We start from the raw sequence: 26,820 nt of genomic DNA, 5'->3' as shown, positions 1-26,820 counted from the left end.
TTCCTCCTCCTGAGGATCCGTTGTGGTGTCCTGGCCTCGCCGAAAGGTTCCGCGGGTCCGGGCGGGACACGACGACGAGCGGGCGGGCGGTGCGAGCGGCCCTCGACGCGGGGTTCCGCTCAAAGACCCAGATGGGGGAACGGTGACAGCGGTGTGGGCCGCGTCGCTTGTTCTTGACACCCGTGGGGGCGGGCGACGTACGGTGAACCGATCGGTTTCTGATCGGTGGAGGCCCTTGATGCACGTATCCGGCGCGGCACCGCGGGGTGAGCGCTGTGGCGTGCGGCTGATCGTCCGCCGGCATGTCGACTACTGCCGCACCTGCTCCGCCGTCTGTCCTTCCGCACGCCTCTGAGCCCTGTCGGCGCGTCTCGCCGTCACCTCGTACCGCGGCCCCGCCCGGCCCGTCCGGCCCTGGCCCTGCTGTGGCCCGTCCGGTCCGTCCTGCGGGCCCCCCCGACCGGCTCCTTCGTCGCGGCCCGGCGGCCCCGAGTTGTCGTGCTTCCAGTGCTTGTCGTGCTTCCAGTGCTTGCCGTGCTTCCCGTGCTTCCCGTGCTTCCCGGAAGGAACGTCCATTGTCCGGCCCTGCCCTGCACCTCGCCGTCGAGATCGACGGTGACGGCGCCCACCCCGCGGCCTGGCGCCGCGCAGCCCACGCACCCGACCAGTTGCTCGCCCCGCGCCGTGCGGCCGGGCTCGCCGCCGTGGCCGAGAACGCCGGCTTCACCCTGGTCACCCTGGACGACGGGGTGCTGCCGCCCGGTGCGGCACCGGATCCCGTCGGCCGGATCGGCGCGGTGGAGCGGGCGGCCTTCGTCGCGGCGTCCACGAGCACCGTCGGGATCGCGCCCGTCGTCCCGGTCACGTATGCCGAACCCTTCCATGTATCCAGCCAGTTGGCGTCGCTGGACCACATCTCCGCCGGCCGCGCCGGGTGGGTGGTGACGGAGGAGGAGCACCCCGGGGCGGCCCGGGTCTGGGGACGCCCCCCGGTCGCCGACGCGGCCGGGCGGGCCCGGGAGTCCGGGGACGGTGTCGAGGTGGCCCGCGCCCTGTGGGACTCGTGGGAGGACGACGCGGTGATCCGGTCCGTCGCCACGAGCCGCTACCTCGACCGCGACCGGCTGCACTACGTCGACTTCACCGGGGAGACCTACGCGGTCAAGGGCCCGGCGATCGTGCCGCGCCCCCCGCAGGGGCAGCTCGTGGTCCTGGGCCGCCCGGACCGGGTGCCCGCCGCGCAGCTCGACGTCGCTCTGGTCGAGGGCCGCGACCCGGCGTCGGTCGCCGCGGCCGCCGCCCGGGCCGGTACGCCCCGCGCCTTCGCCGAGGTCGAGGTGGCGCTGGACACCCCGGACGCGACCGGCACCGAGCGCGTCGCCCACCTGGAGCGGTATGCGCCGTGGGCCGACCGCGGGCGGTTGCGGTACGTCGGATCGGCTGCCGGACTGGTCGCCGTTCTGGACGAGTTGAGCCGTCAGGTGGACGGGGTGCGGCTGCATCCGCTGGTGCTGGACGAGGATCTGCCCGTCCTCTCCCGCCTCGTCCTGCCGGCCCTGTCCGAGCGGCGCCTCACCGCCCGGCCGCTGCCCGGCACGTCCCTGCGCTCGGCCCTGGGTCTGGAGCGTCCCGCCAACCGATTCGCGGCCGCGGCCGTCCAGGAGGAGACCCGATGACCCGCACCGACCCCCTCGACGTCCCCCGGCCGCACGCCCAGCTGCACTTCGGGGTGTTCTTCCAGGGCGTCAACCACTGGACCATCTGGTCCGCCCCCGACAGCGGCTCGCAGATCGACCCCGCCTCCTTCCGGCGCGTCGCCCAGACCGCCGAACGGGGCCTGTTCGACGCCTTCTTCCTCGGTGAGGGACTCCGGCTGCGCGAGGTCGACGGCAGGATCCACGATCTCGACGTGGCCGGACGGCCGGACGCCATCACCCAGCTCGCGGCGCTGGCCGCGGTCACCCGCCGGATCGGTCTGGTCTCCACCTCCAACTCGACGTTCAACGAGCCCGCGGACCTCGCCCGCCGCCTCTCCGGTCTCGACCTCCTCTCCGCGGGCCGGGCCGGCTGGAACGTGGTGACCACGGACAACGCCTGGACCGGTGCCAACTTCCGCCGCGGCGGCTACCTTGACCACGCCGACCGCTACCGGCGCGCCCAGGAGTTCCTCACCGTGGCCCGCGCCCTGTGGGACGCCTGGGACGACAAGGCCGTCGCCACGTCGACGGACGCGCCCGCCTGGTCGGCACCCGGGGCCGTTCGCCAAGTGCGCCACCGAGGACCGCAGTTCGACGTCGACCTCGCCCCCACCCTGCCGCGCAGCGCACAGGGCCACCCGGTGATCTTCCAGGCGGGTGACTCCGGCGAGGGGCGTGACTTCGCCGCCCGCAACGCGGACGTCATCTTCTCCGCGCACGGCAACGACTTCGACGACGCGCTCGCCTTCGCCGAGGACATCCGGCGCCGGCTGCGCGCGGCCGGGCGGCCCGACGACGACCTGCGGATCCTGCCGGGCACCGAGATCATCATCGGTGCCACCGAGGCGGAGGCCGAGGAGAAGAAGCGCTGGATCCGGCTCCAGCAGGTCACGCCCGCGACGGCGTTGGGGATCGCCGGACTGCTGTGGGGCATCGACCTGTCCGATCGCGACGCCGACGGACCGCTGCCCGCGGAGGACCCGGTCGTCGCCGAGAACGACGGCTCCTTCGGGGCCCGGCGGATCGCCGACCCGCGCTCGGTGGTGGCGGAATGGCGGGCGAAGGCCGAGGCGCACGGCTGGTCGCTGCGCGAGACCGTCATCGCGCTCGGGCCGCAGCGCGGGCACGTCGGCACCCCGTCCGGTCTGGCCGACAAGTTCGCCCGCTTCGTGCGGCACGGCGCGGTCGACGGCTTCAACGTCACGCCGTACCTCATCCCCGACGGCCTCGACGACATCGTCGACCTGCTCGTTCCGGAACTGCAGGAACGCGGGGTCTACCGCACCGAGTACACCGGCACCACGCTGCGCGAGCACCTCGGCCTGCGCGCGCCCCTCACCCACCGCTCCGCACCCGAGCGGCAGCAGGCGGGCTGAGTACCTCGGCGACGGGACCGCCGCGCCTACGGACCGGCACCCGGTGCCGGTCCGTCGGCGCGGCGGGGGAACGCTTCGCCCGGCTCAGCCCACCTGGGGCCCCGCGAACGCGAGCACGGTCTTCCCCTGGGTCCGCCCGGCCTCGTGGCGACGGTGGACCTCGACGACGTCCGCCGCCGGAACGACGGCCGGAGGGACGGAGGCCGGCTCTCCGGAGGCGAGCGCGGACAGGGCCGTGGACAGGTACCGGCCGATGGCCGCGGGTGAACGGCGGGCGACGTCACCGATGTTGTACCCGGCGACCGTCCGGTTGTTCTTCCACAGATCCCAGACGTCCGCCGTCCAGTCGGCGTCCCGTCCGAGATCCCCGTAGACGACCACCCGGCCGAAGGGCGCCAGCACCTCCAGGCTTGCGCGCCGCACCGGCCCGCCGACGGGGTCCAGCACCAGGTCCACCCCACGCCCCGCGGTGGCCTCCCGGACCGCGTCCGCGAAGCCCTCCCTGCCGAAGAGAGCGTCGTAGCCCAGCTCGGCGGCCGGCTGTGTCTTCGTCGCGGAACCGACCGTGCCGAGAACCCGGGAAGCGCCGAGCGTCCGTGCGATCCGTGCCGCGGCCGAGCCGACCCCGCCGACCGCCGCGTGGATCAGGACCGTCTCGCCCTCGCGCAGCCGTCCCGCGTCCGTCAGTACCCCGTAGGCCGTCGGATAGACGCACGGCACCCCGGCCGCGACCGCCATCGGGAGCCCGCCCACCGGCCGGACGAAGTCGGCGTCGGCCACGGCGAACTCCGCGTATCCGCCGAAGGCCGGAAGGTAGGCGGCGACCTGCTCGCCGACAGCCCGTTCCGTCACCCCAGTGCCGAGCGCCGCCACCGTGCCGGAGACCTCCAGCCCCGGCACGTCGTAGCCGCCGGGGCCGTCGGGCTCGCCGAACTCGCCCCTTCGGTGCTGCACCTCGGCGAAATTCACCCCGGCGTACGCGACCTCGATCAGTACCTGGCCCGGGCCCGGCCGCGGAGTCGGCACCTGGATCTCCTCCAGGACTTCCGGTCCGCCGTTCGACTTGAATCCGTATGCACGCACGCAGCGTCCTCCCCTGTTCGGTCGATGCACCGGCCAGAGCCGTCTCGCGGAATCGCCGTGGAGCACTACGCGGCCCGAACTCTCAGGCCCCACTGGCGTCTTGACTACCTCTGACCCCTCTGTGGCAACACCGCGGCGCAGTTCACCATTCCGCTCGGAGCCGTGCGGACGCCTCCCGGTCGAGTACGTCGTCGGCCGGGCAGCGACCGCGTGCGACGTAGCGGTCGGCAAAGTCCGCGACGGCGGCCACCACCCTGGTGCTCGCGCCCAGTCGTGGCAGGGCGTCCAGCGCCGCGGCGAAACAGGTCACGGCGGCCCGCCTGAGGTCCGGGTCGGCGAGCCCGTGGCGGGCCGCGGCGGTCCACAGCGGATTGTGCGGCGCCGGGGCCCCGGCGCTCCGCTCGGCCAGGGGCGCCACGGCCCGGTTCGCGACGGCGGCGGCGCCCGGGTCGTCGAACAGGGCGGTGACCACCGCGAGCGGCACGATCCAGCCGTCGTCGCCGGGCTGTGCGTCGATCATGCGCAGTTCCAGGTGTCCGCGCGGTCTGACCGGCGGAAACAGGGTGCTGATGTGATAGTCGAGGTCCGCGCGGGTCGGAGGGCGCATGGTGCGGGAGCGGGTCCACTCGCGGAAGCTCACCCCGTCCGGCACCTCCCAGGGGCCGTCCCGGCGTACGCACATCACCGGCGCGTCCAGGACCCGCCGGACCCAGGCGTGCCGCGGATCGTGGGCGAGGGAGGGCCCGCCGGCCCGCCCAGGATCGAGTTCCGCCCACATCAGCTGCCGGGTGGACAGCCAGCCCGTGGCGCGGCCTTCGGCCATGGGCGAGTTCGCGAACACCGCGACCAGGACCGCGCCCAGGTGGTGCGCCAACCACCAACGGCGCGCGAATCCCATGACACCGGGCTCCTCCCGTCCGGCGTCGAGGCAGACCTGAACGGAGGCCGACGTGCACATCAGGGTGCGCCCCGCCGGGCCCGTGCGGTCGAGGCAGGCCTCCATCGCGTCGTACCGCCGCTCCCGCAGGAAGCGGCGAGGCCGCTGCCAGGGATCGACGCCCACGCCGGCCAGGGTCAGACCGTGCCCGCGAAGTGCGGTGCGCACCGCGTCCAGATCGGCGGAGACCTCCGAGACGCACGCGGCAAGTGACGGGGCCGGCCGGGAACTCAGCTCCACCTGGCCCCCGGGCTCGATGCTCAGCCCGGACGTCAGCGGGAGGTTTCGCAGGTCGGCGTGGGCCGCTGCCAGCTCCTGCCGGCCCACGGGCTCGTGCGGCGCACGCTCCCGGTGGACGAGCCATTCCACTTCGACGCCGACGCTGCGCGGCGGGCCCGTCTTGAAACAGACTCCCTCGACCAGCGCCTGCGCCTGTTGTTCGGTGACGGCAGGGCCGTCCACGCCACACTCCGGTGAAACCGACATCCGGGAGCCTCCTGAGCCGCCTCAGGGTCGTCGGGGATCCGACGTCCGGTACGCGTACCGCGGTGCCTGCTGCCAGAGTCCGCCGTCCCGCCCTGTCATGACAAGAGCGCACTTTCCAGACGACTGGGCATTCGGCACCCCGCAACGGGCAACCCGGAAGGTCCCGGGCCGCCCTCAGTCCGTCCGGGGCCCTCCGCCGGTGTCCCGGCGTACCTTCTGCCGGATACGCGTGTCCCGGTCGCGTTCGTGGTGCTCCAGCATGCGCAGCCGGGCCGTCTCGGAGTCGCCCTCCCGGACCGCCTCGGTGATCGCTCGGTGTTCGGCGAGGGTCGCGTCGAAGGTGTCGTCGACCGTGCGGGTCCGCCACGGTGCGCCGGGGCCAGGTCCACTCGGCTGCGCCGGGCCGCCTGCACCGCTTCCTTTCACGGAGCCGCAATGCTCGCGGCGGTCAGATAGCGACCGAACATCCATTCTCTTGCCGACGGGGGTTCCGGCCGGTTCACTGGAGGAATGGCGACCTTCGCCGCCACGCTGACGGGCTTCTGGCCCTCGCGTCGCGTCCATCTCTTCGACGGGTTCTGTAGCCGGGCCGCGTGACAGTGCTCCGCGGCCCGGGACGTCCGGGGCCGCACCGTGCCACCACTCACCCCGCACCACCCGTCGCACCAGAGGAAGCCGAGGTTCCCCATGTCCGTGACCGATGAACTGCTGGCCAACAACGCCCGCTACGCGGAGTCCTTCTCCGGCCCGCTCCCCCTGCCGCCCTCCCGGCAACTCGCCGTCGTGGCCTGCATGGACGCCCGGCTGAACGTCTACGCGATCCTCGGCCTGAACGACGGCGAGGCCCACGTCATCCGCAACGCGGGCGGTGTGGTCACCCAGGACGAGATCCGCTCGCTCGCCATCAGCCAGCGGCTGCTCGGCACCGAGGAGATCATCCTCATCCACCACACCGACTGCGGCATGCTGACCTTCACCGACGACGGGTTCAAGGACGCGATCCAGAAGGACACCGGAATCCGTCCGTCCTGGGCGGCGGAGGCCTTCGCCGACCTGGACACGGACGTGCGGCAGTCCATCGCACGGATCAAGGCGGACCCCTTCGTCGTGCACAAGGACCGCGTCCGCGGTTTCGTCTTCGACGTGGCCACGGGCAGGCTCTCCGAAGTCCTCTGAGCCTCGCGGTCCGAGGGCGTCGCCGGGTCAGAAGGCGGGGCGGCGAGCCGTCACACCACGCTCACCTGATGCCGTACCGGTGGCGCCGGGTTCCTCCGGGTGCCAGTCGAGGGACCAGCGGGTCCAGGTACCGGCGCGGGGCCGGTCGTCACCGGAGCAGCCGGAGCCGTGGGCACGCCGGCGGGCCAGATCGCCCGGCTGCTGGGCGCCGGGAGGGTCATCGGGAGTACCCGGTCGCCGGCCAAGGCCGAGCGGCTGCGGGCCGAACTGGGCTACGACGCGGTCGTGGTGCCCGGGACCCGGCCCCTCGACGGGCAACTGGCCGCGGCGGCGCCTGACGGCATCGACGTGCTTGTGGACAACGTCGGCGGTGAGCAGCTGACTGCGGCCGTGCGCGCCGCGCGCCGGGGCGCACGCCTCACCCTGGTGGGCGCGCTGTCGGGACAGCTGTCGGTGCACCGCCGCGGTGGCAGTTCGCCCGCGGAGATCGACACCTTCCGCCTCGTGGGCCGGGGCGTCTCGCTGCACGGCTACAGCGGACAGGACCATCCCGGCGTCGGCGAGGAGTGGACCAAGCGCTTCGGGGACTGGCTGCGTTCCGGCGAGATCACCTTCCCCCATGCGCGGATCCCGGGCATGGATGGGGCCCCCGGGCGTTGCAGGAACTGTTCGAGGGGCGGCACTTCGGAACCGTCGTTGTGGAGTTGCCGCCACGGTGACACGTCGGCGCGCGGTCGCGGCGCCGGAGGCTGAGGCTCGGGGGCGGAGATGCGGATCGGGGACGCGGCGGCAGCGGCGGGGACCACCCCGCGGGCACTGCGGTACTACGAGGAACGGGGACTGCTGCCACCACCACGGCGCACGGCCGCCGGGCAGCGCGAGTACGGACCGGACGAGGTGGCCAGGGTGCGGGTCATCCGTGAGCTGCTGGCGCTCGGACTCACCGTCGAGGACCTGCGCAGTCTCGCCGACCGGCTCGCCCTGCTCGGCGAGTTGCCTCCGGGGCGGTGCGGGCACCCCGGCAGCGACCGGCCCGGCTCCGGGGTGATCGCCCGCAGGCTCGCGGCCCTCGACGCCGAGATCGACCGGCTGACCCGACTGCGCGCGGGACTGGCCCGGCGCACCTTCGGTCAGCCGTGACGAGACGTCATCGGCGGCCAGCTCGGTGCCGGTCCTCAGTCGGGGTACCGGGGCCCGACCGCCGTACGGGCGCCGAGTGCCCTGCCGCTGCCCCAGCCGAGTTCGCGGCGGTATCCGCCGAGCAGGCCGGACTCCTCCAGTTCGGCCACGTCGCGAAAGCGCGAACCGGGGGCGGCCGCGCTCACCAGCGGCGCGACGAACAGTGCGTCGGTGGGGCAGTAGGCCTCGCACTGGAAGCAGGTCTGGCAGCTGTCCTGTCTGGCGATCACGGGGACGCCGGCCGGGCCGCGGTCGAAGACGCGCGTCGGGCAGACGTCGATGCACAGGTCGCATCCGATGCAGCGGTCAGGTTCGACGATCTCGATCATGCGGCTCGGCCTCCTTCGACGACCGTCGCCCGTGGCGCCGACTCCGGGCGGCTCCAGACCTCGTCCAGCCCACCCGTGAGCAGGCGGTAGTGCTGGGCCGGGTCCTGCCCCGGCCGGTCGATGCGCTTGTGCATGCCGCGCGACTCGGTCCGCTGGAGGGCCGCGTGGTACATCCAGCGGCCGTGCGCCGCCATCGCGGCCGCCTCCCTGGCCCGGAACAGGTCCTCGCCGCGTCCGCCCAGCCCTTCGCGCACCGCGGCCCATGTTCCGTGCAGGGAGCGCAGGGCCGGCCCCAGACGGTCCGCGTGCCGCAGGTAGTTGCGGTCGTAGGGCAGCACCTGGCGCTGTACGTCGGCGACGACCTCGCGGTGGCCGACCGTCACGGCGCCGGTCGGGCGCAGGCCTGCCGTGCCGACCGCCCGCAGCCCGTGGCCGGGACGGCCGCGCCGGGTGGCGAACGCGGCGGCACCGCGGCCCGCCCAGCTGCCCGAGGAGGCGGCCCACGCCGCGTTGTGGCTGCCGCCCCCGGTGAAGCCGCCGCAGATCAGCTCGCGTGTCGCGGTGTCACCGGCGGCGTAGAGCCCCGGGACGTCGGTCGAGCAGTCCTCGCCCGCGATGCGTACCCCGCCGGTCCCGCGCACGGTGCCCTCGGCCAGCAGGGTGATCTCGAAGAGGTCGGTGAACGGGTCGATGCCCAGCCGGTCGAAGACCAGGAATGTGTTCGGCTGCCCCTTGCGCATGGCGCGCTGGTCGTCGGGCGTCGCCCGGTCGAAGCGGGCGTAGACGGGTTCCCTGAGCAGCGCCCGCGCGATCGCCGAGCGGCCGCCCTGGCTGGCCGCGCCTTCGAGCACCGAACCGTCGGCGCGGTAGAAGCTCGCCCAGGAGTAGTAGGCCGTCTTGGTGAGTGACGTGCCCTTGGGGGCGATGGCGTAGGCGTTGGAGAACTCCATCCCGGACAGCTGTGCGCCCGCCTCCACGGCCAGCAGGGCGCCGTCCCCGGTGTTGACGTCACAGCCGAGGGTCTTGGACTGGAAGGCGCAGCCGCCGGCGGCGAGCACGACCGCGCCCGCCTCGATACGGACGCTCTCCCCGGTCGTACGGTCCACCGCCCGTGCACCCGAGACCACCGCGTCGGCATCGACCAGCAGCTCCAGCGCCGGGGTGTGGTCAAGGATGCGCACGCCCAGGCGCTGTACCCGGAGCCGCTGCCTGCGCATGTACTCGGGGCCCTGGAGGTCCCCGCGGAGCTGCCGGCCCCGGGCGTCGACGGGGAAGGGGTAGCGCTGCACCCGGGCGAGCTCGTCCATGCGGGCGTGGGTCTCGTCGAGGACCCGGGCCATCCAGTCCCGGTCCGCGAGAAACCCGCCCAGGCCTTCCCGGCTCGCCATGGCGGCCTCGCGCAGTTCGGGGACGTCGTCGACGTACCAGATGCCGGTGCCGACCGATGCGGTCGCACCGCTCGCGCCGGTGTAGCCCTTGTCGGCCAGGACGACGTCGGCGCCGGCCTGGGCGGCCTTGATCGCGGCCCAGGTGCCGGCGGGACCGCCGCCGATCACCAGCACGTCCGTGGTCAGGGTCTGTTCGGATGCGGGACTCGTCATGGTGTGCGTTCCTTCCCTGGGCGGGGGACGGCGGGGATCAGGGCTTGAGGCGACCCGTGGCGAACATGGCGGCGGACCACGCCGAGAGCGCGGCGGCGAGGGCCCAGACCACGAGCAGGGCCCAGCCCGCGCCGACGTCGCCCCGGCCGAGGAAGCCGATCCGCTCGACCTGGACCAGCCAGAAGACCGGGTCGAGGTGGCTCAGGACGTCCCAGACGGGCGGGAGCCGGCGGACCGAGTAGAAGACGCCGCCGAGGAAGCCCAGCGGCAGCAGGATGATCGACTCCATGGAGTAGACGTGGTCGAGCGACTTGGCGAGGCTGCCCGCGATCACGCCCACCTGCGCGGCCACCAGGAGCACGCCGAGGGTGCCGGACAGCAGCACTAGGGGCCGGGCGACGCTGCCGCTTCCGGTCAGGGGCAGAGCCACCGCCAGGACTCCGCCGCCCACGACGGCACCTCGGGCGATGCCGCCGCTCACCAGTGCCGCGTTGATCTCCCACCAGCGCAGCGGGCTGGCGAACACGTCGTGGATGTAGCGGTCCCGCCGGGCCTCGAAGAGGCTGGTCGTCCCGTTGAAGTAGCCGACGTTGACGATCGCCTGCGCGAAGAGGCCGGGCACGATGAAACGGCCGTAGGGGACACCGTCGATCGTGTCGACGTGCCCGCCGAGGGCGGAGCCGAAGACGACGACGAACAGCACGGTCGACAGCACCGGGCCGACGACGCTGTAGCGCCAGATGGTCAGGAAGCGGAGGACCTCCCGCTCCAGCAGCCAGACGAACGGGGAGCGTTCGGGCCTGAAGGACTCGTCGTACGACGGGAGGGCGGCCGCGTCCGCCGGGGTGCTCGTCACGCCGCTCCCTCTCCCGTGATCACCCGGTCGTAGACCTCCGAGATGTCCCGCGCCGCGTACCGGCTGCGCAGGGAGGCCGCGGAGCCGCGGTCGACGATCCGGCCGGCCCGCAGCAGCGCGATCTCGTCGCACAACGTCTCGGCCTCCTCCAGGTAGTGGGTGGTGAGCAGGACGGTGGTGCCGGCCGCGTTGAGGCTCTTGACCAGCCGCCAGATCTCCGAGCGCAGTTCCACGTCGACACCGGCCGTCGGCTCGTCGAGGATGAGGAGCCGGGGGCGGTGCATGAGCGCCCGGGCGATGACCAGCCGGCGCTGCATGCCCCCGGACAGTTCGTAGGCGCGGGCGTCGGCCTTGCCGTCGAGGCGGAACACCCCGAGCAGTTCGTCCGCACGCCGGACCGCCGCTTTCCGCCCGATACCGTGGTAACCGGCGTGGTAGACCAGCATCTGACGGATCGACAGGAACCGGTCGACGTTGATCTCCTGCTCGGCGAGGCCCAGCAGCCGCCGGGCCTCGCGCGTCCGGTGGTCGTGGCCGAAGACGGTGAGCGTGCCGGTGGTGGGACGGACGATGTTGCACACCGAGCCGATCAGCGTGGTCTTGCCGGCGCCGTTCGGGCCGAGCAGACCGAAGAAGGCCCCGTCGGGGATCTCCAGGTCCAGCCCGGCCACCGCGGTGAAGCCGTCCTCGTACGTCTTGCTGAGCCCCTGGACGCGCAGGGCGGGCAGTGTCATTTCAGTCACCGAGGCGGTGGAACTGGTTGGCCGGTACCGGCAGTCCGTAGTGCTCGCGGAGCGTGGTGCCCTCGTACTCCTCCCGGAACAGGCCCTTGGCGCGCAGAATGGGCACCACGTGGTCGACGAAGGCCGCCAGGCCGGACGGCAGGGCCGGTGCCATGATGTTGAAGCCGTCGGCGGCACCGCCCTCGAACCAGGCGATGATCGTGTCGGCCACCTGCTCGGGCGTGCCGACGAACTCGAAGTGGCCGCGGCCGCCCCCGAGCCGCGAGATGATCTGGCGGACCGTCAGCTTCTCGCGTACGGCGAGCTCGATGATGAGGTCGGAGCGGCTCTGCGAGCCCTCCAGCTTCGGCCGGGCGAGGACGAAGTCCGGAAGCGGGGCGTCGAGTTCGAACACCGACGGCTCGGTCTCGAAGATCGAGGCCAGCTGGCGCAGTCCGTACTCCGGAACCCGCAGGTCGTCGAACCCCTTCGCCAGCGCCCGGGCCTCCGCCACGGTCGACCCGAGGTACGGCACGATTCCCGGCAGTACGATCACGCCGTCCGGGTCGCGTCCCGCGGCTCGGGTCCTGGCCTTGATGTCGGCGTAGAAGGCGGCCGCGCGCTCGTACGTCCGGTGCGCGGTGAAGATCGCCTCGGCGTGCCGGGCGGCGAAGTCCTTGCCGTCCTCGGAGGAGCCGGCCTGCACGAGCAGCGGGTGACCCTGCGGCGGGCGCTCGACGTTGAGCGGGCCGGCCACCGAGAAGTGGGTGCCCTGGTGGTCGAGCCGGTGGAGCCGGCCCGGGTCCGCGTACCGGCCGGTGGCCTTGTCCGCCACGACGGCCTCGGACTCCCAGCTGTCCCAGAGCGCCTTGGCGACCTGGAGGAACTCGTCGGCCCTGGCGTAGCGCAGGGCGTGGCCGGGACGGTCGACGAGGCCGAAGTTGCCCGCCTCGTCGGCGCCCGCCGAGGTGACGATGTTCCAGCCGGCGCGGCCCCCGCTGACGTGGTCGACGGAGGCCAGGCGGCGGGCGAGGTTGTAGGGCTCGTTGTACGTGGACGACACGGTCGCGATGAGGCCGATCCTGCTGGTCGCCTGGGACAGCACGGTCAGCAGCGTCAGCGGTTCGAGCTGGCCCGGCGGCCGGAACTCGCCGGTGCCGTTCAGGGCCGGGCCGTCGGCGAGGAAGAGCGAGTCGAACTTGGCGCTCTCGGCCAGCCGGGCCAGCTCGATCCAGTGCCCCAGGTCGAAGTCCGCCCGCGGGTCGCTGTGCGGGAGCCGCCAGGCGGCCTCGTGGTGGCCGGCCTCCATGAGGAAGGCGTTGAGGTGGAGCCGGCGTGGTCTCTCTCCGCCGCGGCTGACGGGGCTCATGAGCCGGCCTCCAGCTTCGAGCTGTCGTAACCGGCCGGGAGGAGGTTGTCGGTGATCGACGCGACGTCGACCGTCTTGGTGATCTGGCCCGCCTCCAGGAAGGCGTCGGCGAGCTTCTGCTCGGCCGCGATGTCCGACTTCTCCACGGGGGTCACGCGGGTCTCGAAGGTCTCGAGGGAGGCCTTCGCGTCGGCCAGGGGGATGCCCTCCTCCTTGGATATCGCCTCCGCGTACTTGTCCTCGTGCTTGACGGCCCAGGCGAACTCGTGGGCCAGCCGCTCGAGGACGTCCGTGAGGGCCGCCCGCTTCGTCTTGTCTTTCAGCGACTTCTCGCTCGCGACGTAGTAGCTGCTCGTCTGGTCGATGGGCGGGAGACCCTTCGCCAGGATCCGCGCACCGTTCTTCACCGCGATGGCCGACTGCGGGTTCCAGATCGACCAGGCGTCCACCTTTCCGGTGTTGAACGCCGTGGCGCCGGCCGCCGGATCCAGGAAGACCAGCTTCACGTCCTTGGGACCCAGACCGACGCTCTTGAGCGCGTTCAGGGCGAGACCGTGGGCCGAACTGCCCTGCGGGACCGCGAGCTTCTTGCCCTTGAGGTCCGCGAGCGTCTTCAGCGTCGAGCCCTTCGGCACGATGATGTTCTCGTTGGCCTGGTCGGGCCGCAGGGAGCGGTTCACGGCGACGACCTTGAAGCCGAACTCCTTCGCGGCGCCGGTGATCGGCGGCACGTCGCCGACGCTGCCCAGGTCGATGTCGCCCGACGCGGCGGCCTGGACGAGCGGCGGCCCGTAGGTGAAGCGGGCGAACTTCACCTTGTACGGCGCGTTGTCGAAGACGCCGGTGATCTTCGCCAGCTCCTGGCTGCCGTCGCCGCCGTTGTCACCGATGGTGAACGTGTAGTTCTTCCACTCGGGGTGGCTGTCGGCGCTCGATCCGCTCACGTTGCTCAGCGGTGCCGCCGCCTCCGACTCCGATCCGCAGGCGGCGAGGGGGCCCGCGAGGGCGAGCAGGCCGAGGACGCCGACGATGCGGGAGGTACGTGTGGGCATGGTTCTCACGTGCTTTCTGTGCAGGGGACGGGAGGGAGCGGGGAGATGACTCGTGGGGAGCCGGCTGGATTCAGTGCCGGCTGGATTCAGTGCCAGCTGGATTCAGTGCCAGCTGGATTCAGTGCTGGCCTGCGAGGCCGAGGTCGTCGAGGAGCGCGGAGCGGAGTTCCTCACGGGCGACGCTCGCCTCGCGGTCCGCGGCCGACAGCTCGACGCGGTGCGAGGTGCCGATGCGTCCGTTGCTCATGACGACGACGCGGTCGGCCAGCGCGATCGCCTCGTCGACGTCGTGGGTGACGAGCAGCATGGCCGCGTGGTGTTTGCTGCGCAGCGCTCGCACCAGGTCGTGCATGCGCAGCCGGGTGATCGCGTCGAGTGCCGCGAACGGCTCGTCGAGCAGCACGAGTTCGGGTTCCGAGACCAATGCCCGGGCCAGGGAGACCCGTTGGGCCTCGCCGCCGGACAGCTCCTTGGGCCAGGCCTTCTCACGGCCCGCGAGCCCGACCTCGGCGAGTACGTCGAGGGCCCGTCGGTCGGCGTCCGGTCCGTGCAGGCCGAGGGTGACGTTGCGCAGCACCCGCTGCCACGGCAGCAGCCGGTCGGCCTGGAAGACGATCGCGCGCCTGGCCGGGACCTCCACCCGTCCGCCGTCGGGCCGGTCGAGACCGGCGAGCAGGCGCAGGAGGGTGCTCTTGCCGCAGCCGGAGGGGCCCAGCAGGACCACCAGTTCCTCGTCGGCGATGGTGAGGTCCAGCCGGTCCAGGACGACCCGGTCGCCGAACCGCCGGACGACCTTCTCCACGACGGCGCCGGTCTGCTGCCGGAGCTCTGTCTCGACGGTGGTGCTCATGACGCCTCATAACTGGGACGCCACCGCAGCAGCACCCGCTCGAGAACCCGGACGAACTGGTCGGCGAGCAGACCGAGGAGCGAGTAGATGACCAGCCCCACGAAGACCTGGTCGGTCTGCAGGTACGTCTGCCCTTGCGTGATGAGGAAGCCGAGGCCCTTGTCGGCGTTGACGGTCTCGGCCGCGACGAGGCCCAGGACGCTGTAGGCGAGCGAGAACCGCAGGCCCACCAGGAATCCCGGCAGCGCCCCGGGCACCAGCACCCGCGTCACCAGCCGCCAGGTGCCCGCCCCCGTCGTCCGGGCCATCTCGATGAGCCGCTGGTCGACACCGCGGATCGCGGCGAAGAGGTTGACGTACATGGGGACGCCGGCGCCGAAGGAGATCAGCAGCACCTTGGTGAGCTCGTCGATGCCGAACCACACGATCATCAGCGGCAGCACCGCCAGCAGCGGGATCGTGTTCAGGATCTGCACGACCCCGTTGAACAGGTACTCACCGCTGCGCAGCAGCCCGCCCAGCACCCCGCTGACGATGCCCACCGTCAGTCCGACGGCCAGGCCGATGCCGGCGCGTTGCAGCGAGATGGCCAGGTCGGGTCCGAGGACGCCTTGTCGCCACAGGTCGACGGCGGCCTTGACGATGGAGGTCGGCGCCGGGGCATAGGTCTTCTGCAGCACTCCGGCCCTGGCCAGCAGCTCCCAGGCGATGAGGATCACGGCCGGAGTGGTGTAGATGCCCAGCGGCCAGCGCAGCCGCTCGCGGATCGTGTGCAGCGGGGTCCGGCGGCGGGCGTCGAGCGGCAGGAACACCTCACGTCCGGGCGCGCTCGTCGTCTCGGCGACCGCCGGGACGACGGCCGGCCTCTTGAGGCTGACCTCGGTCATGCCGCCACCTCCAGCACCCTGCTGTAGTGCGAGGCGTCGCCGACGAGTTGTTCGCTGCGCCGGCCGTCCACGCCGACCGGCACGTCTCCGGCGACGGTCACGCGGTTGAGGCGGCGCGGGTGGTCGTCGTAGTTGTCGACCCCGTAGTGCTGGGTGATCCTGTTGTCGAAGATCAGCAGCTGACGGGGGGCCCAGGACCAGCGCAGGATGTTCTCGGGGCGGGTCACGTACGACTGGAAGACGCGCAGCAGATCCGCCGAGTCGCCGTTCGGCAGACCGACGATGCGCTTGGCGAACCCGCCGATGAACAGGCCGCGTTCGCCCGTCAGCGGATGAACCCGCACGAGCGGGTGCTCCGTCTCGTGCGGCGTCGAGACGAAGACCCGGTCGTACTCCCGCTGTTCGGGCGTCGCCGCCGCGGGTCGCGCGTAGTCGTACTGGTTGGTGTGCACGACCCGCAGCGTGTCGGCGAGGGCGCGCAGCGGTTCGGGCAGGTCGCGGTAGGCCGCGGCGGCGTTCGCGATGAGCGTCTCGCCGCCGTAGGGCGTGGTCACGACGGACCGGAGCGTCGTGAGCTGCGGCGGGTTGAGCACGAAGGTGACGTCCGTGTGCCACTCGTTGGCCTTGGACGTCTCGCTGTCGACGGCGAGCACGTTCGTCGTCCCGTCGGCGGCCGGCACGTTCGGGTGAGCGGTCGTCAGGTCGCCGAACCAGCCGGCCACCCGCTCCTGGCCGGCGTTGTCGAGGGTCACGTCGGTGAACACGATCGCCTTGTGCTCGTCGAGCGCATGACGGAGCGCCGCGACGGTCGAGGGATCGGCGGGTCCGGCGAGGTCGACGCCGTCGACGACGGCGCCGATGCGGCCCGTGAGCTTGCGGATGGTCGGAGGCATGGGGAGGTCCCTCTCCAGGATGGGGCGCACTGCCGGTTGCTGAGGGTCGGGTGAACGGGTGACGAGCGGCGGTGGGACGGATGTGGGGCGGGTGCTCGGGCCGGTCGCGGCGCGAGGGTCCGACGGCAGGACCCTCGGCGGTCTCGGGGCGGACCTGCGCACTGCCCCGGGCATCCGGGAGCCGGAAGGGCGAGGCGCGCGGCGGTCGCCGCGATACCGCGAGAGGGACACCGCTGGGGCGGACGCTGCGCGTCGGCCCTTCCGGGCGTGCGCGACGGGCGCACGCCGGCCTATGTCGTGATCCGCTCAGCGGATCAGCGACACGTCTTCCGGATCAACGACAACAGAACGCGCTGGAGACGTGCGCCAGGTCGATGTGGCGCCTCCGGGTCAGATCCATGCGCGGGGTCATGGGAAGTGAGTTGAGCAGAGGTCCACGCCGTCGGTCAATACGTTTCGGACAGCCCTCACATTGCGGAAACATCGGCCGCTGCTGAGCGGGCGTCGTACGACGGCCGACGGGGCCTGGCTGTCGGGTGACATGCCAGGCCCCGTCGCGGTGCGGCCGGCCCTGGAGCGACGTGCTCCGACGGGACGCCGGCGGTCGTCGCCCGTCAGGTGCGCTGCTGCTCCACGAGCGCCTTGGTGAAGTGGGTGACGGGGCGCGCCAACCGCTCGCCGTCGAGGGTGATGTCGACGGCCTCGTTGTAGAAGGCGAGGAGCCCCTGGACGGCTCCGACCGCGGGCAGCGGGTCCGGGTAGCTCCAGACGACGTTGGGCGGGACGTCGGCGCCGCCGCGCCATGACCAGTACTCGGCGGTGCCCTTGTACGGGCAGCCGGTGTGGTGGTCGGTGGTTTCGAGCAGGTCGAGGCGGACGTCCGCGCGCGGGATGTAGTAGCGGGTGGGCAGGCCGGTCTCGAAGAGCAGGACCGGCCGGCGGGTGTCCGCGACGACCGTGCCGTCGATCTCGACCACGAGGTGCCGGCTGCTGGGGATGGCGTCGACGCGCTTGTGCGGGTCGCGGGGGTGGACGAAGATCTCTTCCTCCTCCTCGTACCAGTGGTCCAGGCCCCGCCCGACGCGCCGGAACCACTCGAAGGCGATGTGGTCGGCCAGGTCGGCGGCCGGGAAGGTCCAGGCGGCGTTCTCCAGCAGTTCGCCGTCGACCTCGACGTCGTAGAAGATCCGCGAGCCGGTGTGGGTACCGGTCGGCGGGTTCTTCGCGGGCCGGAGGAGTTCCTCGCGTACCTCGGTGCGCGGGAACGCGTACAGCGGCACGGGAACCCCTGGCTCCCAGACCAGGACGGGGTGGCGGCTGTCGACGACCGTGACGTCACCCTTGCGGCCGCGCACCCAGCGCTCGCTCGGCTCCCACAGGAGCCCCTCCGGGGTGGTCCGCACGGCCTGTGCGGTGGGGAACGTGGTCATGGGCGGGTCTCCTTCGGCTGGTTCACGCGGTGACTTCGGCGACGTAGGGGCGGTTCTCCCGCCAGGCGGCGAGCTGGTCGGGGCGGCCGAAGACCCTCAGGTACTCCTCGACGTTGCCACTGGCACGCTCCCACACCGAGACGGGTTCGAAGTCGGAGCCGTCCGGGTCGGCGAAGGCAGGCAGGGGTGCGACGACCGTGTCCAGACCCGGGTGGACGAACACCGCCGAGGAGCGGCGCGTCACCGTGCCGCCGGCCACCACCCGGTGCCGTCCGGGACGCAGCCTGCCGTCCGTCCAATTGGTCAGCAGGGTGCCGGTGAACACCTGCAGGGCGTCGTGCCGGATCGGTACGGAGGTCCAGGTGCCGTCCGGACGCTGGCCCTGCAGGCCCGCGTAGTCACCCTCCTGGTGGAGCACGGTGAGCGCGGAGCTGTCGGCGTGTTCCAGGAGGAGGAGCTTCTCGTCGTCCGACGCGCCGTCGTACGGCCACTTGGGGTAGTTGTTGACGACCGTCGTCGTGTAGACGTCGTCGCCCAGCGGGAAGGTCTCGGCGGGCACGTCCAGCACGCGCGCGTACAGGCCGAGCACGCGGCGGGCGACGTCCACGAACGCGTCCTGGTAGCGCCGGGTCGTGGCTCGCAGGCCGGGCTCCTGCGGCGGCCAGACGTTGGCGTGGGCGTAGAGGGTGGCCTGCTCGGGGGTGAGCCCGGCGGCCTCGGCCGCCTCCGCGTCGTCGTACTGGCCGATGTTGAACCGTTCGAGTTCGAGGCGGCCGAAGTCGTCGGGCCACTGCCGCCAGCCGCGGTAGGGGTGTCCGGTGGGACTGGCCAGCTGTTCCTTCTCCTCGCGGGGGAGGTCGAGGACCCTGCGGAAGCCGTCGTTGAACCCGGCGATCACCTCCGCGGGGACGCCGTGGTTGACGACCTGGATGATGCCGATGGTCTCGGCGGCACGGCGCACCGTGGCGAGCAGGTCCTCGGGCGCGTCGTCGGCGAGGGCGGCGGCGAGGTCGATGACGGGGATGTCGTCGGACATGGCGGGGCTCCTTGGGCGTGGGTCAGTGGGTGAGGGGGCGCAGGACGTCCGCGAGGGCCTGCGGATCCGCGTGGACGGTGACGATGTCGCCGTCGGGCACCTGGGTGCGGAAGCGGTCGAGGGACACCGCGTCCAGCGGGCCGCCCTCGGTGCGGACGAGCAACGGGAAGGGGACGGCGGCGAGCTGCTCCCAGAGGGTCTCGTCGTCGAGTGCGGTGGGCGCGTCGGCGGGGAGGCTGCCGAGGTGGTGGCGCCAGGACCAGGTGCCGTCCGCGGCCTGCTCGGTCTCCAGTTCGGCCGTGCGGGCGGCGTCGGTCGCACGGCGCTCGGCCAGCCAGGCCGCCGCCTCGTCGCGGGTGGCGAACTCGGGGCTGGGCGCGGGCCACAGCCGCAGGCCCGCCGACAGTGTGCCGGGCAGCGCGTCGACGAGGACGAGGCGGCCGACGCTGTGCGGGAACTTCGCCTTCTGGGCGATCGCGGCCAGCGCGCCGAACCCGGCACCCACGAGGGTCACGCCTCCCGGCGCGAAGGACCGCACGGCCTCCTCCAGCGTGCCGGCCAGCCGCCGGGGGCGGTAGTCGCCCCGGCCGCGCCTGCTGGAGCGGCCGTGGCCGGGCAGGTCCAGGGCGACGGCGGGCCGGTCGAGGGCCAGCAGGACGTCGTCCCAGGCGCGGGCGCTGGCACCGGCGTCGTGGAGCAGGGCGACGGTGGGCTTCTGCGGGTGCCAGAAGACGCCGCCGACGTGGCCGCCGGTGGCCACCGTGACCCAACGGCGTTGGATGACAGGGGCGTTCGGCAGGCCGGCGAACTCCTCGGCGGCGGCGGTGCTGGTGCTGGTGGTCATGGGGGCTCCCAGGGCGGAGAGGGGTCAGAGCGGGTCGGCCACGCGCGGCGCGGCGGTGGCGGGTATCCCGGCCGGCAGGTCGGAGGGGGCTAGGTGGCAGCGCACGAAGTGGCCGCCGCCGAGGCCGCGTTCCGGTGGCGGTACGTCCTCGCACAGCCCGGCGATCCGCCGGGTACAGCGGTCGGCGAAACGGCAGCCGCTCGGTCGTGCGGGGAGGTGGCCGGGCTCTTCGGGCGGCGGCCCGGTCACCACCGGGCGCGCGGCGGCCTCGACCAGCAGGGCGGTGTACGGGTGCGACGGGCCGTGGAGTACGTCGGCCGCGGGCCCTTCCTCGACGATCACGCCGCGGTACATGACGGCGATCCGGTCGGCGAGATGGCCGACGACCGCGAGATCGTGCGAGATGAACAGGTACGACGTCCCCGTGCGGTCCCGTTGGTCGGCCAGCACCTCCAGCACCGCCGCCTGCACGCTGACGTCCAGCGCGGACACCGGCTCGTCGCAGATCACCAGGTCGGGGCGGCCCGCGAAGCTGCGGGCGATCGAGACGCGCTGCTTCTGCCCGCCGGAGAGCCGGGCAGGGCGGCGGTCGAGAAGGTCGGTGTCGATGCGGGTGCGGTCCAGGAGGGCGTCGAGGGGCGGACCGGAGGGATCCGCGAGGGTGGCGAGCGATCTCCTGAGGACCGTGCGGACGGTGTGGCTGGGGTTGAGGGACGCGTCCGGGTTCTGGAAGACCATCTGGATGCGCGGGCGCAGGCTCGGGTCACGCCGGGCAAGACGGGCGGGCAGTGGTGCGCCGCGCAGCCGCAGGGCGCCCTCGCCGTCGGGGGCGAGACCCGCGACGGCGCGGGCGAGGGTGGTCTTTCCGCTGCCCGACTCCCCCACGAGGCCTAGGACCTCGCCCTCGCGGATGGTCAGGTCGACGTGGTCGACCGCGACGGTGTGCCCGAACTTCCGCACGAGTCCCCGCACTTCGACGAGGGCGGCAGGCGTCCTACCGGCCCGTTCGCGGCCCGCCGAAGTGCCGGCCTCCACCGTGCCGACCTCCGCCGTGCCGACCTCCTGCCTGGCCTCCCCCGGATGCAGGCAGCGAACCGACCGGCCCGGCACGGCCTCCGCGTCCAGCGCGGGCTCGGCCGCGCGGCAGGCGTCCTCGGCGAGCGCGCAGCGCGGCGCGAAGGAGCAGCCGGTCCCGGTCTCGCCCGGCAGCGGCAGCCGGCCCGGCAGGGGCCGCAACGGGCGCTCCTGCCGCGTGACGCCGAGGACCGGGACGGCAGCCAGCAACCCCGCGGTGTACAGATGGGCCGGGGCGGCCAGGACCTCACCGACCCGCCCGGTCTCGACCAGGCGTCCCGCGTACAGCACACCCACGCGGTCGCACATGCGGCCGATCAGACCGAGGTCGTGACTGACGAACACGACCGCGGCGTTCAGCCGGCCGCGCAACTCCATGAGCAGACCCAGTACTTCGTGCTCGACCGAGGCGTCCAGCCCCGTCGTCGGCTCGTCGAGGACCAGCAGCCGTGGCTGCACGGCGAGGGCGGCGGCGATCACGACGCGCTGTTGCTGTCCGCCGGACAACTGGTGCGGGTAGCGGCGCACGAGCCCTTCCGGGTCGGGAAGCCGTACCGTGCGCAGGAGTTCCACGGCGCGCTCGGCGCTCTCCCGGTGCGACAGACCACGCCCGCGCAGCACTTCGGCCAGCTGCCTGCCGATCCGCATCGTCGGGTCGAGGGCTCCCGCCGCGTCCTGGTGCACGAAGGCCAGCCGGGAAGCCCGCCACTCCCGCAGCCGCTTCCCGCTGAGGCCCAGCACGTCGGTGCCGTCCAGCCGCACACCGCCACCGAGCACCCGCCCGCCCGGCGCGAAGTGGCGGGCCAGCGCGTACGCCAGGGTCGACTTGCCGCAGCCCGACTCGCCGACCAGGCCGAAGATCTCGCCAGGGGCGACGGTGAACGACACGTCGTACAGGACCTGGGCCGAGTCGTAGGCGACGCTCAGTCCCGCCACGACGAGCCCCTGTCCGTCCGGGGCCGCCCCATCGACGGCAAGCTCCTGCTCGTCCGTGCTCATGCGGCCGCACCTCCCGCCGCCCGCCGTGAGGTGTCCGCGACCAGGGCCACGCCGACCACCAGGGAGACGATCGCCAGGGCGGGCGCGAGGACCGTCCACGGGGCGTTGTTCAGCCACACCCGGTTGTCGGCGACCGCCGCGCCCCACTCGGGAGAGCCGGGTGGCTGGCCGAGGCCGAGGAAGGAGAGGGTCGCGGCGGCGAACACGGCGTCCCCGAGCCGTGAGGTCGCCTCGACGTACACCGTGGACCGGACGTTGGGCAGGATCTCGCGGCCGAGCAGCGACCAGAGCGGCTCGCCCCGGAGCCGGGCGGCCTCGACGTACGGCTTCCCGCGCTCCACCAGCGTGGCCGCCCGTACGCTGCGCGCCACCAGGGTGGTGAGAGCAGTGGCGACGACGAACACGAGCACCGGCGTCGAACGGCCCAGGAAGGCCACGAACAGCACCGCCGCGATGACGGCCGGGAAGACCACGACGGCGTCGACGATCCGCATCACCACGTCGTCCAGCCAGCCGCCCACCCCGCCCGTGACCAGCCCGATCACGGTGCCGGCCAGGACGGCCAGCGCGGTCGCGGCCGGCGCCACCGCCAGCACGGGCCGGGCCCCGGCGAGGGTGCGGGAGAACACGTCGCGGCCGAACTGGTCGGTGCCCAGCCAGTGTTCGCCGCCCGGCGCGAGGAACCGGTCCTGCGGACGCTGTACGTCGGGTGCGTACGGCACCAGGTGCGGCCAGAACAGGGCGACCGTCGTCCACAGCAGGATCAGGGCGCCTCCGACGCCGGAGGCGACGGGCAGCCGCCCCAGTCGTCCCAGCGGCCGCAGGGCGATCGACACGGTGCTCATGCCGCACCCCCGAGCCGTATGCGCGGATCCAGCAACCGGTGGACGAGGTCGGCGAGCAGCACGACCAGCATGTAGAGGGCGCCCAGCACCAGGGCGCTCGCCTGCAGCGTCGGCAGGTCCTTGTCCTGCGCGGACTGCAGCAACAGGGCTCCGGCACCCGGATAGTTGAAGAGCAGTTCGACCACGACGATGCCACCGAGCATGTACTGCAACTGGACGCCGAGGGCGCTGGTGGCCGGCACCGTGGCGTTGCGCAGCACGTGCCGGACGACGATCCGGGCCGAGCCCGCACCTCGCAGCCGCGCCGCGCGCACGAAGGGGCCCTCCACGACGGCGACGGTGCTGGCCCGCACGTGCCGGGCCACGTACCCGGTGCAGACCAGCACCAGCGAGATCGCCGGCAACAGCAGGTGCCACAGGGTCTGCCCCAGGCCGTCGGCCCCGGGCTGGGTCTGCGCGGACGCGGGCAGCCAGCGCAACTGGACGGAGAACACCACGAGCAGGACGACCCCGGTCACGAACTCCGGTGTGGCGCCCAGGGCGAGAGTCGTGGAAGTGATCGTCCGGTCCAGCGCCCGGCCGTGGTACAGCCCCGCGATCAGGCCGAGCGTCAGCGCGATCGGCACCAGCAGCACGAACGCGAACACCGCCAGGAACAGCGAGTGCCCGAGCCGCTCCAGGAGCAGCCCGCGCACCGGCACGTGCAGCGTGTACGACGTCCCCCAGTCGCCGGTGACGAAGTGCCCGAGCCAGCTCCCGTACTGGACGACGAGCGGCCGGTCGAGGCCGAGTTCGTGGTTGAGGGCACGCACCGAGCCGTCCGTGGCCTCCCGGCCCAGCACCGTGCGGGCGACGTCGCCGGGCAGCACCTGGGTGGCGAGGAAGACCAGGAGGGAGACCGCCAGCAGGGTGAGGGGGACGGCGGCGAGACGGCGGAGCAGAAACCGGGTCATGGTTCAGACCCGGGAGACGGTGGTGAAGTCGACGTACTGGCTGGGGTGGGCCTGGACGCCGCGGAACCTGCCGCTGTTGTAGGCGCGCGCCGCCCCGCTCCAGTACGCGATGACGATCGGCACGTCCTCGTGCAGGGCCTCGGCGATGATCTCCGCCTGCTTGCGCCGCTCGGCGTCGCTGGTGGCGGCGTCGTAGGCCTCGGCGGCCGCGTCGAGGGCCTTGTTGGCGTACTTGGAGCCGTTCCAGACGCCGTCGCTCTTCACCATGGGGATGATGAACTGGCTCGGCACGGGCCGGCCCGCCCAGCCGACCAGGTTGGCGGTGGTGAACAGCCACGGTGTGTCCTTGGCCTGGTCGCCGCCGTAGAACTCCTTCGAGGAGCGCTGGTCGAGGTCGACGGTGATGCCGACCTCCTTCAACTGGCTCTGGACGGTGACCGCGAAGTCCTTGTTGGGCGGGTCGAAGGTGAGGGTGAAGCGCAGGCTCTTCAGGCCGGCCGCCCTGAGGAGTTCGGTGACCTTCGCCTTGTCCTTGGTGCGCTGCGCGATGTCGGTGGGGGCGGCCGGGAACAGCGGTGCGAACAGGTGGTCGTTGCCGAGGTCGCCGAGTCCGCTGCCCGCGGCCTGGCGCACGGCGGGCCGGTCGAGGCCGTAGGCGACGGCCTGGCGGACCTCCTTGCGGTCGAAGGGCGCCTTGTCGACACGGAGGGTGAGCACGGTGACCCCGGTGCTCCTGACCTTGTCCACGGTGATGCCCCCGCCGTTCCCCAGGGGTTCGACGAGCGCGGGTCTGCTGAGGAACTGCGCGTCGATGTCACCGGACTGGAGGGCGACGAGGTCGGCCTGGTCGTCGGCGTAGAACCTGACGTCCACGCCGTCGAGGTAGGGCCTGGGGCTGTCCCAGTACTTCGGGTTGCGGACGAAGGCGGCGCCGGTGGAGACGTCGTACGACGTGAGGGTGAAGGGGCCCGTGCCGATGCCGTGCTCGGCGAAGTCGCCTGTGTAGTCCGTCTTCAGGATCACCGCGTTGTAGTTGCCGGCCGAGACCAGGTAGGGGAAGTCGGAGAAGGGCCGTTCCAGGGTGAAGACGACGGTCGCGTCGCCCTCGGTGGTCACGCCGCCAGGCTTGAGGACGGTGTCGAACGCGGACAGGGCCGCCGACTTGCTCTTCGGGTCGAGCAGCCGGTCGAAGGACGCCTTCACGGTGGCGGCGTCGAGCTTCGTGCCGTCGGAGAAGGTGACACCCTCGCGCAGGGTGAAGGTCCAGGTGCGGCCGGCCGCGTCCGAGGACCACTTGGTGGCCAGCCGCGGCACCAGCTTGTAGTCCTTGTCGAGCCAGACCAGGTACTCGGCCACCAGCTGGTAGAGGGCGATCGCGGTGCCGTCGTACGCCGTCACCGGGTCGAGGGCGGTGGGCGGTGGCGGGGCGCCCACCCGCAGGGTGCCGCCGCGCCTGGCCGGGCCGGTGGCCGACGCCGTCGTCCCGGCCGACGCGTCGTCCTCGGCGCTCGGCGCGCAGGCCGCGAGCAGGGCGGCCAGGGCACCGCCGCCGGCCAGGGTGAGGAAGCCACGACGGGTACGGGCGGCGGGCAGGACGTCCTGCCAGTGCTGGGGCAGCGCGTCGGCGTCGGATTCAGGCATGGGTTCTCCAGGGAACGACCGGCGGCACGGTACAGCCTGGGGGAGCTGTACGCGGGCGTGTGCGGTGCAGGCAGAAAGGTGCAGGGTGAAGAGAGAAGAGAGGTGAAGGGTGAGGATGCGTGGGGCCGAGGGCCGTCAGAAGGCCGGCGCGGTGCGCTCGGCCGGATGCCTCAGCGCTGCGGACAGACGCACGTGCCGACGCGCAGCAGATCCACGTGGATCCTCCGGGTCAGCGGCGTGTTCGCGGTCACGACTCATTGATAACAGCGCAGTTCGGCGCCAGACAACGCGGGATCTGTTTCAGAATCGAGAAACTCTGCCGCAAAACTCCGCCCGTAGACTTCCGGCATGACCGACTCCCACGGCGCGAGTTCGCGCCGCGCCGCCGGCTGTCGCCGCCACGGTTCCGACGACCACCGGCCGTCTCCGAGGCACGACAGGGGAGTTGCTCGCCATGCAGTCACCGGCGCACACGCGATCCGGAGGGTTTTCGGACCACACACCTGACACCGCTCACTCGTCGATCGACGAGTTGCTGGTCCGCGCCCGCGCCCGCCTGCGGCGGCTGGCGCCGCTGGACGCGGCCCGTGAACTCGCCGACGGCGCGCTGCTGGTGGACGTCCGCGCGGACCTGGTGCGGCGCGCGGAGGGCGAGATCCCGGGTTCGCTCGTCATGGACCGGAACGTGCTGGAGTGGCGGCTGGACCCGTGCAGCGCCTGGCGTATCGAGGAGGCCGTCGACCACTCCCTGCGCGCGATCATCATGTGCTCGCAGGGGTACATGTCGAGCATGGCCGCCGCCGGGCTGCACGATCTCGGACTGCGGAGGGCCACCGACATCGTCGGCGGCTACGAGGCCTGGCGCGCCGCGGGCCTGCCGGTGGTGCCCGGCGGCACGCTGCCCGGGTCCTACGTGGCCGCCGCCCCGTCCCCGATCAGCCTGGATCCGGGTGGGCAGCGCATGCTGGTGGACGGCGCAGCCGTCGCGCTGACCCCGTTGGAGTTCCGGCTGCTGACCGCCCTGTTGCGCGGCAACGGCCGGGTCATCACCCGGGAGGACCTGCGCTCGGGGCTGGGGGAATGGGCGGGCAGCCGCAGCCGCTCGGTCGATCTGCACATCCACCGCATCCGCCGCAAACTGGGCCCGCGTGCCGCGGCTCTGCTGACGACGGAGCGAGGCGTCGGCTTCCGGCTGCGTGCCACCCCGGCACCGGCCGAGAGCGGCTGACGGCGGACCCTCTCGCCCGTTCGCGACCTCCGCGTCAGCCACAGCGCCACGCCGGGCGCGGCCGGCACGGCACTGGCCGCGCCCGTGGGCATGACCGCGGCCAGTGCCTCGAAACCCCCGGAACAGCAGCGCGCCGACGACGACCCTCCGTCCTCGGGGCGAGACCCCGCGCGTGGCGGCGACCGTCCCGGCGACGGTGCCGACGGCCAGCGCGGTGTTCATGAGGCCGAGTCCCCGGAAGCCGACGTCGAAGGCCGAAGACGGTGAACACGAAGAC

The 26,820-nt window shown here is 72.6% G+C and carries 25 protein-coding genes and 1 pseudogene; 6 read left to right on the top strand and 20 right to left on the bottom strand.

Translation table 11 applies throughout. The features are described from left to right. The first annotated feature begins 575 nt into the window (after positions 1-575). On the top strand, positions 576-1,676 hold the full coding sequence (locus ACFY0K_RS04025; protein WP_390638464.1) for an LLM class flavin-dependent oxidoreductase: 1,101 nt from the start codon (positions 576-578) through the stop codon (positions 1,674-1,676). Then, positions 1,673-3,073 (top strand): NtaA/DmoA family FMN-dependent monooxygenase, encoded by a 1,401-nt coding sequence (locus tag ACFY0K_RS04020; RefSeq protein ID WP_390638463.1) that lies wholly within the window; start codon positions 1,673-1,675, stop codon positions 3,071-3,073. The genes ACFY0K_RS04025 and ACFY0K_RS04020 overlap by 4 nt, the downstream gene beginning before the upstream one ends. A gap of 84 nt (positions 3,074-3,157) precedes the next feature. On the opposite strand, the gene ACFY0K_RS04015 is transcribed toward ACFY0K_RS04020, so the two are convergent. The 3 genes from ACFY0K_RS04015 to ACFY0K_RS04005 all read right to left on the bottom strand — a co-directional run bounded on the left by ACFY0K_RS04015 (position 3,158) and on the right by ACFY0K_RS04005 (position 6,005). Beyond that, positions 3,158-4,156, bottom strand: a complete 999-nt coding sequence (locus tag ACFY0K_RS04015; RefSeq protein ID WP_390638462.1) for a zinc-binding alcohol dehydrogenase family protein — start codon at positions 4,154-4,156, stop codon at positions 3,158-3,160. Between the two features lie 142 nt (positions 4,157-4,298). Next, complete coding sequence (gene egtA, locus ACFY0K_RS04010) at positions 4,299-5,579, bottom strand: ergothioneine biosynthesis glutamate--cysteine ligase EgtA (RefSeq protein WP_390638461.1); 1,281 nt, start codon at positions 5,577-5,579, stop codon at positions 4,299-4,301. Positions 5,580-5,753: 174 nt separating this feature from the next. Then, on the bottom strand, positions 5,754-6,005 hold the full coding sequence (locus ACFY0K_RS04005) for an FCD domain-containing protein (RefSeq protein WP_390638460.1): 252 nt from the start codon (positions 6,003-6,005) through the stop codon (positions 5,754-5,756). Between the two features lie 261 nt (positions 6,006-6,266). Here ACFY0K_RS04005 and ACFY0K_RS04000 point away from each other — a divergent pair, with 261 nt between their 5' ends. The 3 genes and pseudogenes from ACFY0K_RS04000 to ACFY0K_RS03990 all read left to right on the top strand — a co-directional run bounded on the left by ACFY0K_RS04000 (position 6,267) and on the right by ACFY0K_RS03990 (position 7,895). Continuing rightward, a complete protein-coding gene (locus tag ACFY0K_RS04000) occupies positions 6,267-6,755 on the top strand; it encodes a beta-class carbonic anhydrase (protein WP_390638459.1) in 489 nt (162 codons plus the stop codon). Between the two features lie 144 nt (positions 6,756-6,899). Beyond that, positions 6,900-7,474: pseudogene (locus tag ACFY0K_RS03995) on the top strand (zinc-binding dehydrogenase); the annotation flags it as partial. A 49-nt stretch (positions 7,475-7,523) separates the two neighbouring features. After that, positions 7,524-7,895, top strand: a complete 372-nt coding sequence (locus tag ACFY0K_RS03990; RefSeq protein ID WP_390638458.1) for a MerR family transcriptional regulator — start codon at positions 7,524-7,526, stop codon at positions 7,893-7,895. Positions 7,896-7,930: 35 nt separating this feature from the next. Here ACFY0K_RS03990 and ACFY0K_RS03985 read toward each other — a convergent pair whose 3' ends face one another. The 17 genes from ACFY0K_RS03985 to ACFY0K_RS03905 form a co-directional block, all read right to left on the bottom strand. Then, on the bottom strand, positions 7,931-8,263 hold the full coding sequence (locus tag ACFY0K_RS03985; protein ID WP_390638457.1) for a 4Fe-4S binding protein: 333 nt from the start codon (positions 8,261-8,263) through the stop codon (positions 7,931-7,933). Further along, on the bottom strand, positions 8,260-9,864 hold the full coding sequence (locus ACFY0K_RS03980; protein WP_390638456.1) for an FAD-dependent oxidoreductase: 1,605 nt from the start codon (positions 9,862-9,864) through the stop codon (positions 8,260-8,262). Before ACFY0K_RS03980 ends, ACFY0K_RS03985 begins: the two co-directional genes overlap by 4 nt. A gap of 37 nt (positions 9,865-9,901) precedes the next feature. After that, a complete protein-coding gene (locus ACFY0K_RS03975; protein WP_390638455.1) occupies positions 9,902-10,720 on the bottom strand; it encodes an ABC transporter permease in 819 nt (272 codons plus the stop codon). Beyond that, positions 10,717-11,454, bottom strand: a complete 738-nt coding sequence (locus ACFY0K_RS03970; RefSeq protein WP_390638454.1) for an ABC transporter ATP-binding protein — start codon at positions 11,452-11,454, stop codon at positions 10,717-10,719. Before ACFY0K_RS03970 ends, ACFY0K_RS03975 begins: the two co-directional genes overlap by 4 nt. Before the next feature lies 1 nt (position 11,455). Beyond that, on the bottom strand, positions 11,456-12,811 hold the full coding sequence (locus ACFY0K_RS03965; RefSeq protein ID WP_390638453.1) for an LLM class flavin-dependent oxidoreductase: 1,356 nt from the start codon (positions 12,809-12,811) through the stop codon (positions 11,456-11,458). Then, complete coding sequence (locus tag ACFY0K_RS03960) at positions 12,808-13,863, bottom strand: aliphatic sulfonate ABC transporter substrate-binding protein (RefSeq protein WP_390638452.1); 1,056 nt, start codon at positions 13,861-13,863, stop codon at positions 12,808-12,810. The genes ACFY0K_RS03965 and ACFY0K_RS03960 overlap by 4 nt, the downstream gene beginning before the upstream one ends. 118 nt (positions 13,864-13,981) lie before the next feature. Then, positions 13,982-14,713, bottom strand: coding sequence for an ABC transporter ATP-binding protein (locus tag ACFY0K_RS03955; RefSeq protein ID WP_390638451.1), 732 nt, complete (start codon positions 14,711-14,713; stop codon positions 13,982-13,984). Continuing rightward, positions 14,710-15,600, bottom strand: coding sequence for an ABC transporter permease (locus ACFY0K_RS03950; protein ID WP_388713184.1), 891 nt, complete (start codon positions 15,598-15,600; stop codon positions 14,710-14,712). Before ACFY0K_RS03950 ends, ACFY0K_RS03955 begins: the two co-directional genes overlap by 4 nt. Then, entirely contained in the window at positions 15,597-16,493 is an 897-nt protein-coding gene (locus ACFY0K_RS03945) for a TauD/TfdA dioxygenase family protein (protein ID WP_388713181.1), read from the bottom strand. The genes ACFY0K_RS03950 and ACFY0K_RS03945 overlap by 4 nt, the downstream gene beginning before the upstream one ends. Before the next feature lie 614 nt (positions 16,494-17,107). Then, positions 17,108-17,923, bottom strand: coding sequence for a DUF427 domain-containing protein (locus ACFY0K_RS03940; RefSeq protein ID WP_390638450.1), 816 nt, complete (start codon positions 17,921-17,923; stop codon positions 17,108-17,110). 22 nt (positions 17,924-17,945) lie between these two features. After that, positions 17,946-18,959: a 2-oxoglutarate and iron-dependent oxygenase domain-containing protein gene (locus ACFY0K_RS03935; RefSeq protein WP_390638449.1), complete on the bottom strand. Its 1,014-nt coding sequence runs from the start codon at positions 18,957-18,959 to the stop codon at positions 17,946-17,948. Between the two features lie 22 nt (positions 18,960-18,981). Next, positions 18,982-19,803 carry an alpha/beta fold hydrolase gene (locus tag ACFY0K_RS03930; RefSeq protein ID WP_390638448.1) on the bottom strand — a complete coding sequence of 274 codons (822 nt, stop codon included), beginning with the start codon at positions 19,801-19,803 and terminating at the stop codon, positions 18,982-18,984. 24 nt (positions 19,804-19,827) lie between these two features. Further along, entirely contained in the window at positions 19,828-21,876 is a 2,049-nt protein-coding gene (locus ACFY0K_RS03925; protein WP_390638447.1) for a dipeptide ABC transporter ATP-binding protein, read from the bottom strand. Beyond that, entirely contained in the window at positions 21,873-22,721 is an 849-nt protein-coding gene (locus tag ACFY0K_RS03920) for an ABC transporter permease (protein ID WP_390638446.1), read from the bottom strand. Before ACFY0K_RS03920 ends, ACFY0K_RS03925 begins: the two co-directional genes overlap by 4 nt. Then, a complete protein-coding gene (locus tag ACFY0K_RS03915; RefSeq protein WP_390638445.1) occupies positions 22,718-23,674 on the bottom strand; it encodes an ABC transporter permease in 957 nt (318 codons plus the stop codon). The genes ACFY0K_RS03920 and ACFY0K_RS03915 overlap by 4 nt, the downstream gene beginning before the upstream one ends. Before the next feature lie 3 nt (positions 23,675-23,677). Beyond that, positions 23,678-25,315: an ABC transporter substrate-binding protein gene (locus ACFY0K_RS03910; protein WP_390638444.1), complete on the bottom strand. Its 1,638-nt coding sequence runs from the start codon at positions 25,313-25,315 to the stop codon at positions 23,678-23,680. 170 nt (positions 25,316-25,485) lie between these two features. Then, entirely contained in the window at positions 25,486-25,566 is an 81-nt protein-coding gene (locus ACFY0K_RS03905) for a putative leader peptide (protein ID WP_351960705.1), read from the bottom strand. Positions 25,567-25,769: 203 nt separating this feature from the next. Here ACFY0K_RS03905 and ACFY0K_RS03900 point away from each other — a divergent pair, with 203 nt between their 5' ends. Then, entirely contained in the window at positions 25,770-26,543 is a 774-nt protein-coding gene (locus tag ACFY0K_RS03900) for a winged helix-turn-helix domain-containing protein (protein ID WP_390638443.1), read from the top strand. Positions 26,544-26,820: the final 277 nt, after the last annotated feature.

This window comes from Streptomyces sp. NPDC001507, from assembly GCF_042894765.1.
Classification (GTDB): Bacteria; Actinomycetota; Actinomycetes; order Streptomycetales; family Streptomycetaceae; genus Streptomyces.
Note: the sequence above shows the minus strand (reverse complement) of the source record. Positions and strands in the feature narration are given on the sequence as shown.

What these genes read in the sequence shown, in the direction of transcription:
- ACFY0K_RS04020 (WP_390638463.1), top strand. Translation starts at nt 1,673, where the DNA reads ATGACCCGCACCGACCCCCTCGACGTCCCCCGGCCGCACGCCCAGCTG.
- egtA (WP_390638461.1), bottom strand. Translation starts at nt 5,579, where the DNA reads ATGTCGGTTTCACCGGAGTGTGGCGTGGACGGCCCTGCCGTCACCGAA.
- ACFY0K_RS04000 (WP_390638459.1), top strand. Translation starts at nt 6,267, where the DNA reads ATGTCCGTGACCGATGAACTGCTGGCCAACAACGCCCGCTACGCGGAG.
- ACFY0K_RS03990 (WP_390638458.1), top strand. Translation starts at nt 7,524, where the DNA reads ATGCGGATCGGGGACGCGGCGGCAGCGGCGGGGACCACCCCGCGGGCA.
- ACFY0K_RS03985 (WP_390638457.1), bottom strand. Translation starts at nt 8,263, where the DNA reads ATGATCGAGATCGTCGAACCTGACCGCTGCATCGGATGCGACCTGTGC.
- ACFY0K_RS03980 (WP_390638456.1), bottom strand. Translation starts at nt 9,864, where the DNA reads ATGACGAGTCCCGCATCCGAACAGACCCTGACCACGGACGTGCTGGTG.
- ACFY0K_RS03970 (WP_390638454.1), bottom strand. Translation starts at nt 11,454, where the DNA reads ATGACACTGCCCGCCCTGCGCGTCCAGGGGCTCAGCAAGACGTACGAG.
- ACFY0K_RS03965 (WP_390638453.1), bottom strand. Translation starts at nt 12,811, where the DNA reads ATGAGCCCCGTCAGCCGCGGCGGAGAGAGACCACGCCGGCTCCACCTC.
- ACFY0K_RS03960 (WP_390638452.1), bottom strand. Translation starts at nt 13,863, where the DNA reads ATGCCCACACGTACCTCCCGCATCGTCGGCGTCCTCGGCCTGCTCGCC.
- ACFY0K_RS03955 (WP_390638451.1), bottom strand. Translation starts at nt 14,713, where the DNA reads ATGAGCACCACCGTCGAGACAGAGCTCCGGCAGCAGACCGGCGCCGTC.
- ACFY0K_RS03950 (WP_388713184.1), bottom strand. Translation starts at nt 15,600, where the DNA reads ATGACCGAGGTCAGCCTCAAGAGGCCGGCCGTCGTCCCGGCGGTCGCC.
- ACFY0K_RS03945 (WP_388713181.1), bottom strand. Translation starts at nt 16,493, where the DNA reads ATGCCTCCGACCATCCGCAAGCTCACGGGCCGCATCGGCGCCGTCGTC.
- ACFY0K_RS03940 (WP_390638450.1), bottom strand. Translation starts at nt 17,923, where the DNA reads ATGACCACGTTCCCCACCGCACAGGCCGTGCGGACCACCCCGGAGGGG.
- ACFY0K_RS03935 (WP_390638449.1), bottom strand. Translation starts at nt 18,959, where the DNA reads ATGTCCGACGACATCCCCGTCATCGACCTCGCCGCCGCCCTCGCCGAC.
- ACFY0K_RS03930 (WP_390638448.1), bottom strand. Translation starts at nt 19,803, where the DNA reads ATGACCACCAGCACCAGCACCGCCGCCGCCGAGGAGTTCGCCGGCCTG.
- ACFY0K_RS03925 (WP_390638447.1), bottom strand. Translation starts at nt 21,876, where the DNA reads ATGAGCACGGACGAGCAGGAGCTTGCCGTCGATGGGGCGGCCCCGGAC.
- ACFY0K_RS03920 (WP_390638446.1), bottom strand. Translation starts at nt 22,721, where the DNA reads ATGAGCACCGTGTCGATCGCCCTGCGGCCGCTGGGACGACTGGGGCGG.
- ACFY0K_RS03915 (WP_390638445.1), bottom strand. Translation starts at nt 23,674, where the DNA reads ATGACCCGGTTTCTGCTCCGCCGTCTCGCCGCCGTCCCCCTCACCCTG.
- ACFY0K_RS03910 (WP_390638444.1), bottom strand. Translation starts at nt 25,315, where the DNA reads ATGCCTGAATCCGACGCCGACGCGCTGCCCCAGCACTGGCAGGACGTC.
- ACFY0K_RS03900 (WP_390638443.1), top strand. Translation starts at nt 25,770, where the DNA reads ATGCAGTCACCGGCGCACACGCGATCCGGAGGGTTTTCGGACCACACA.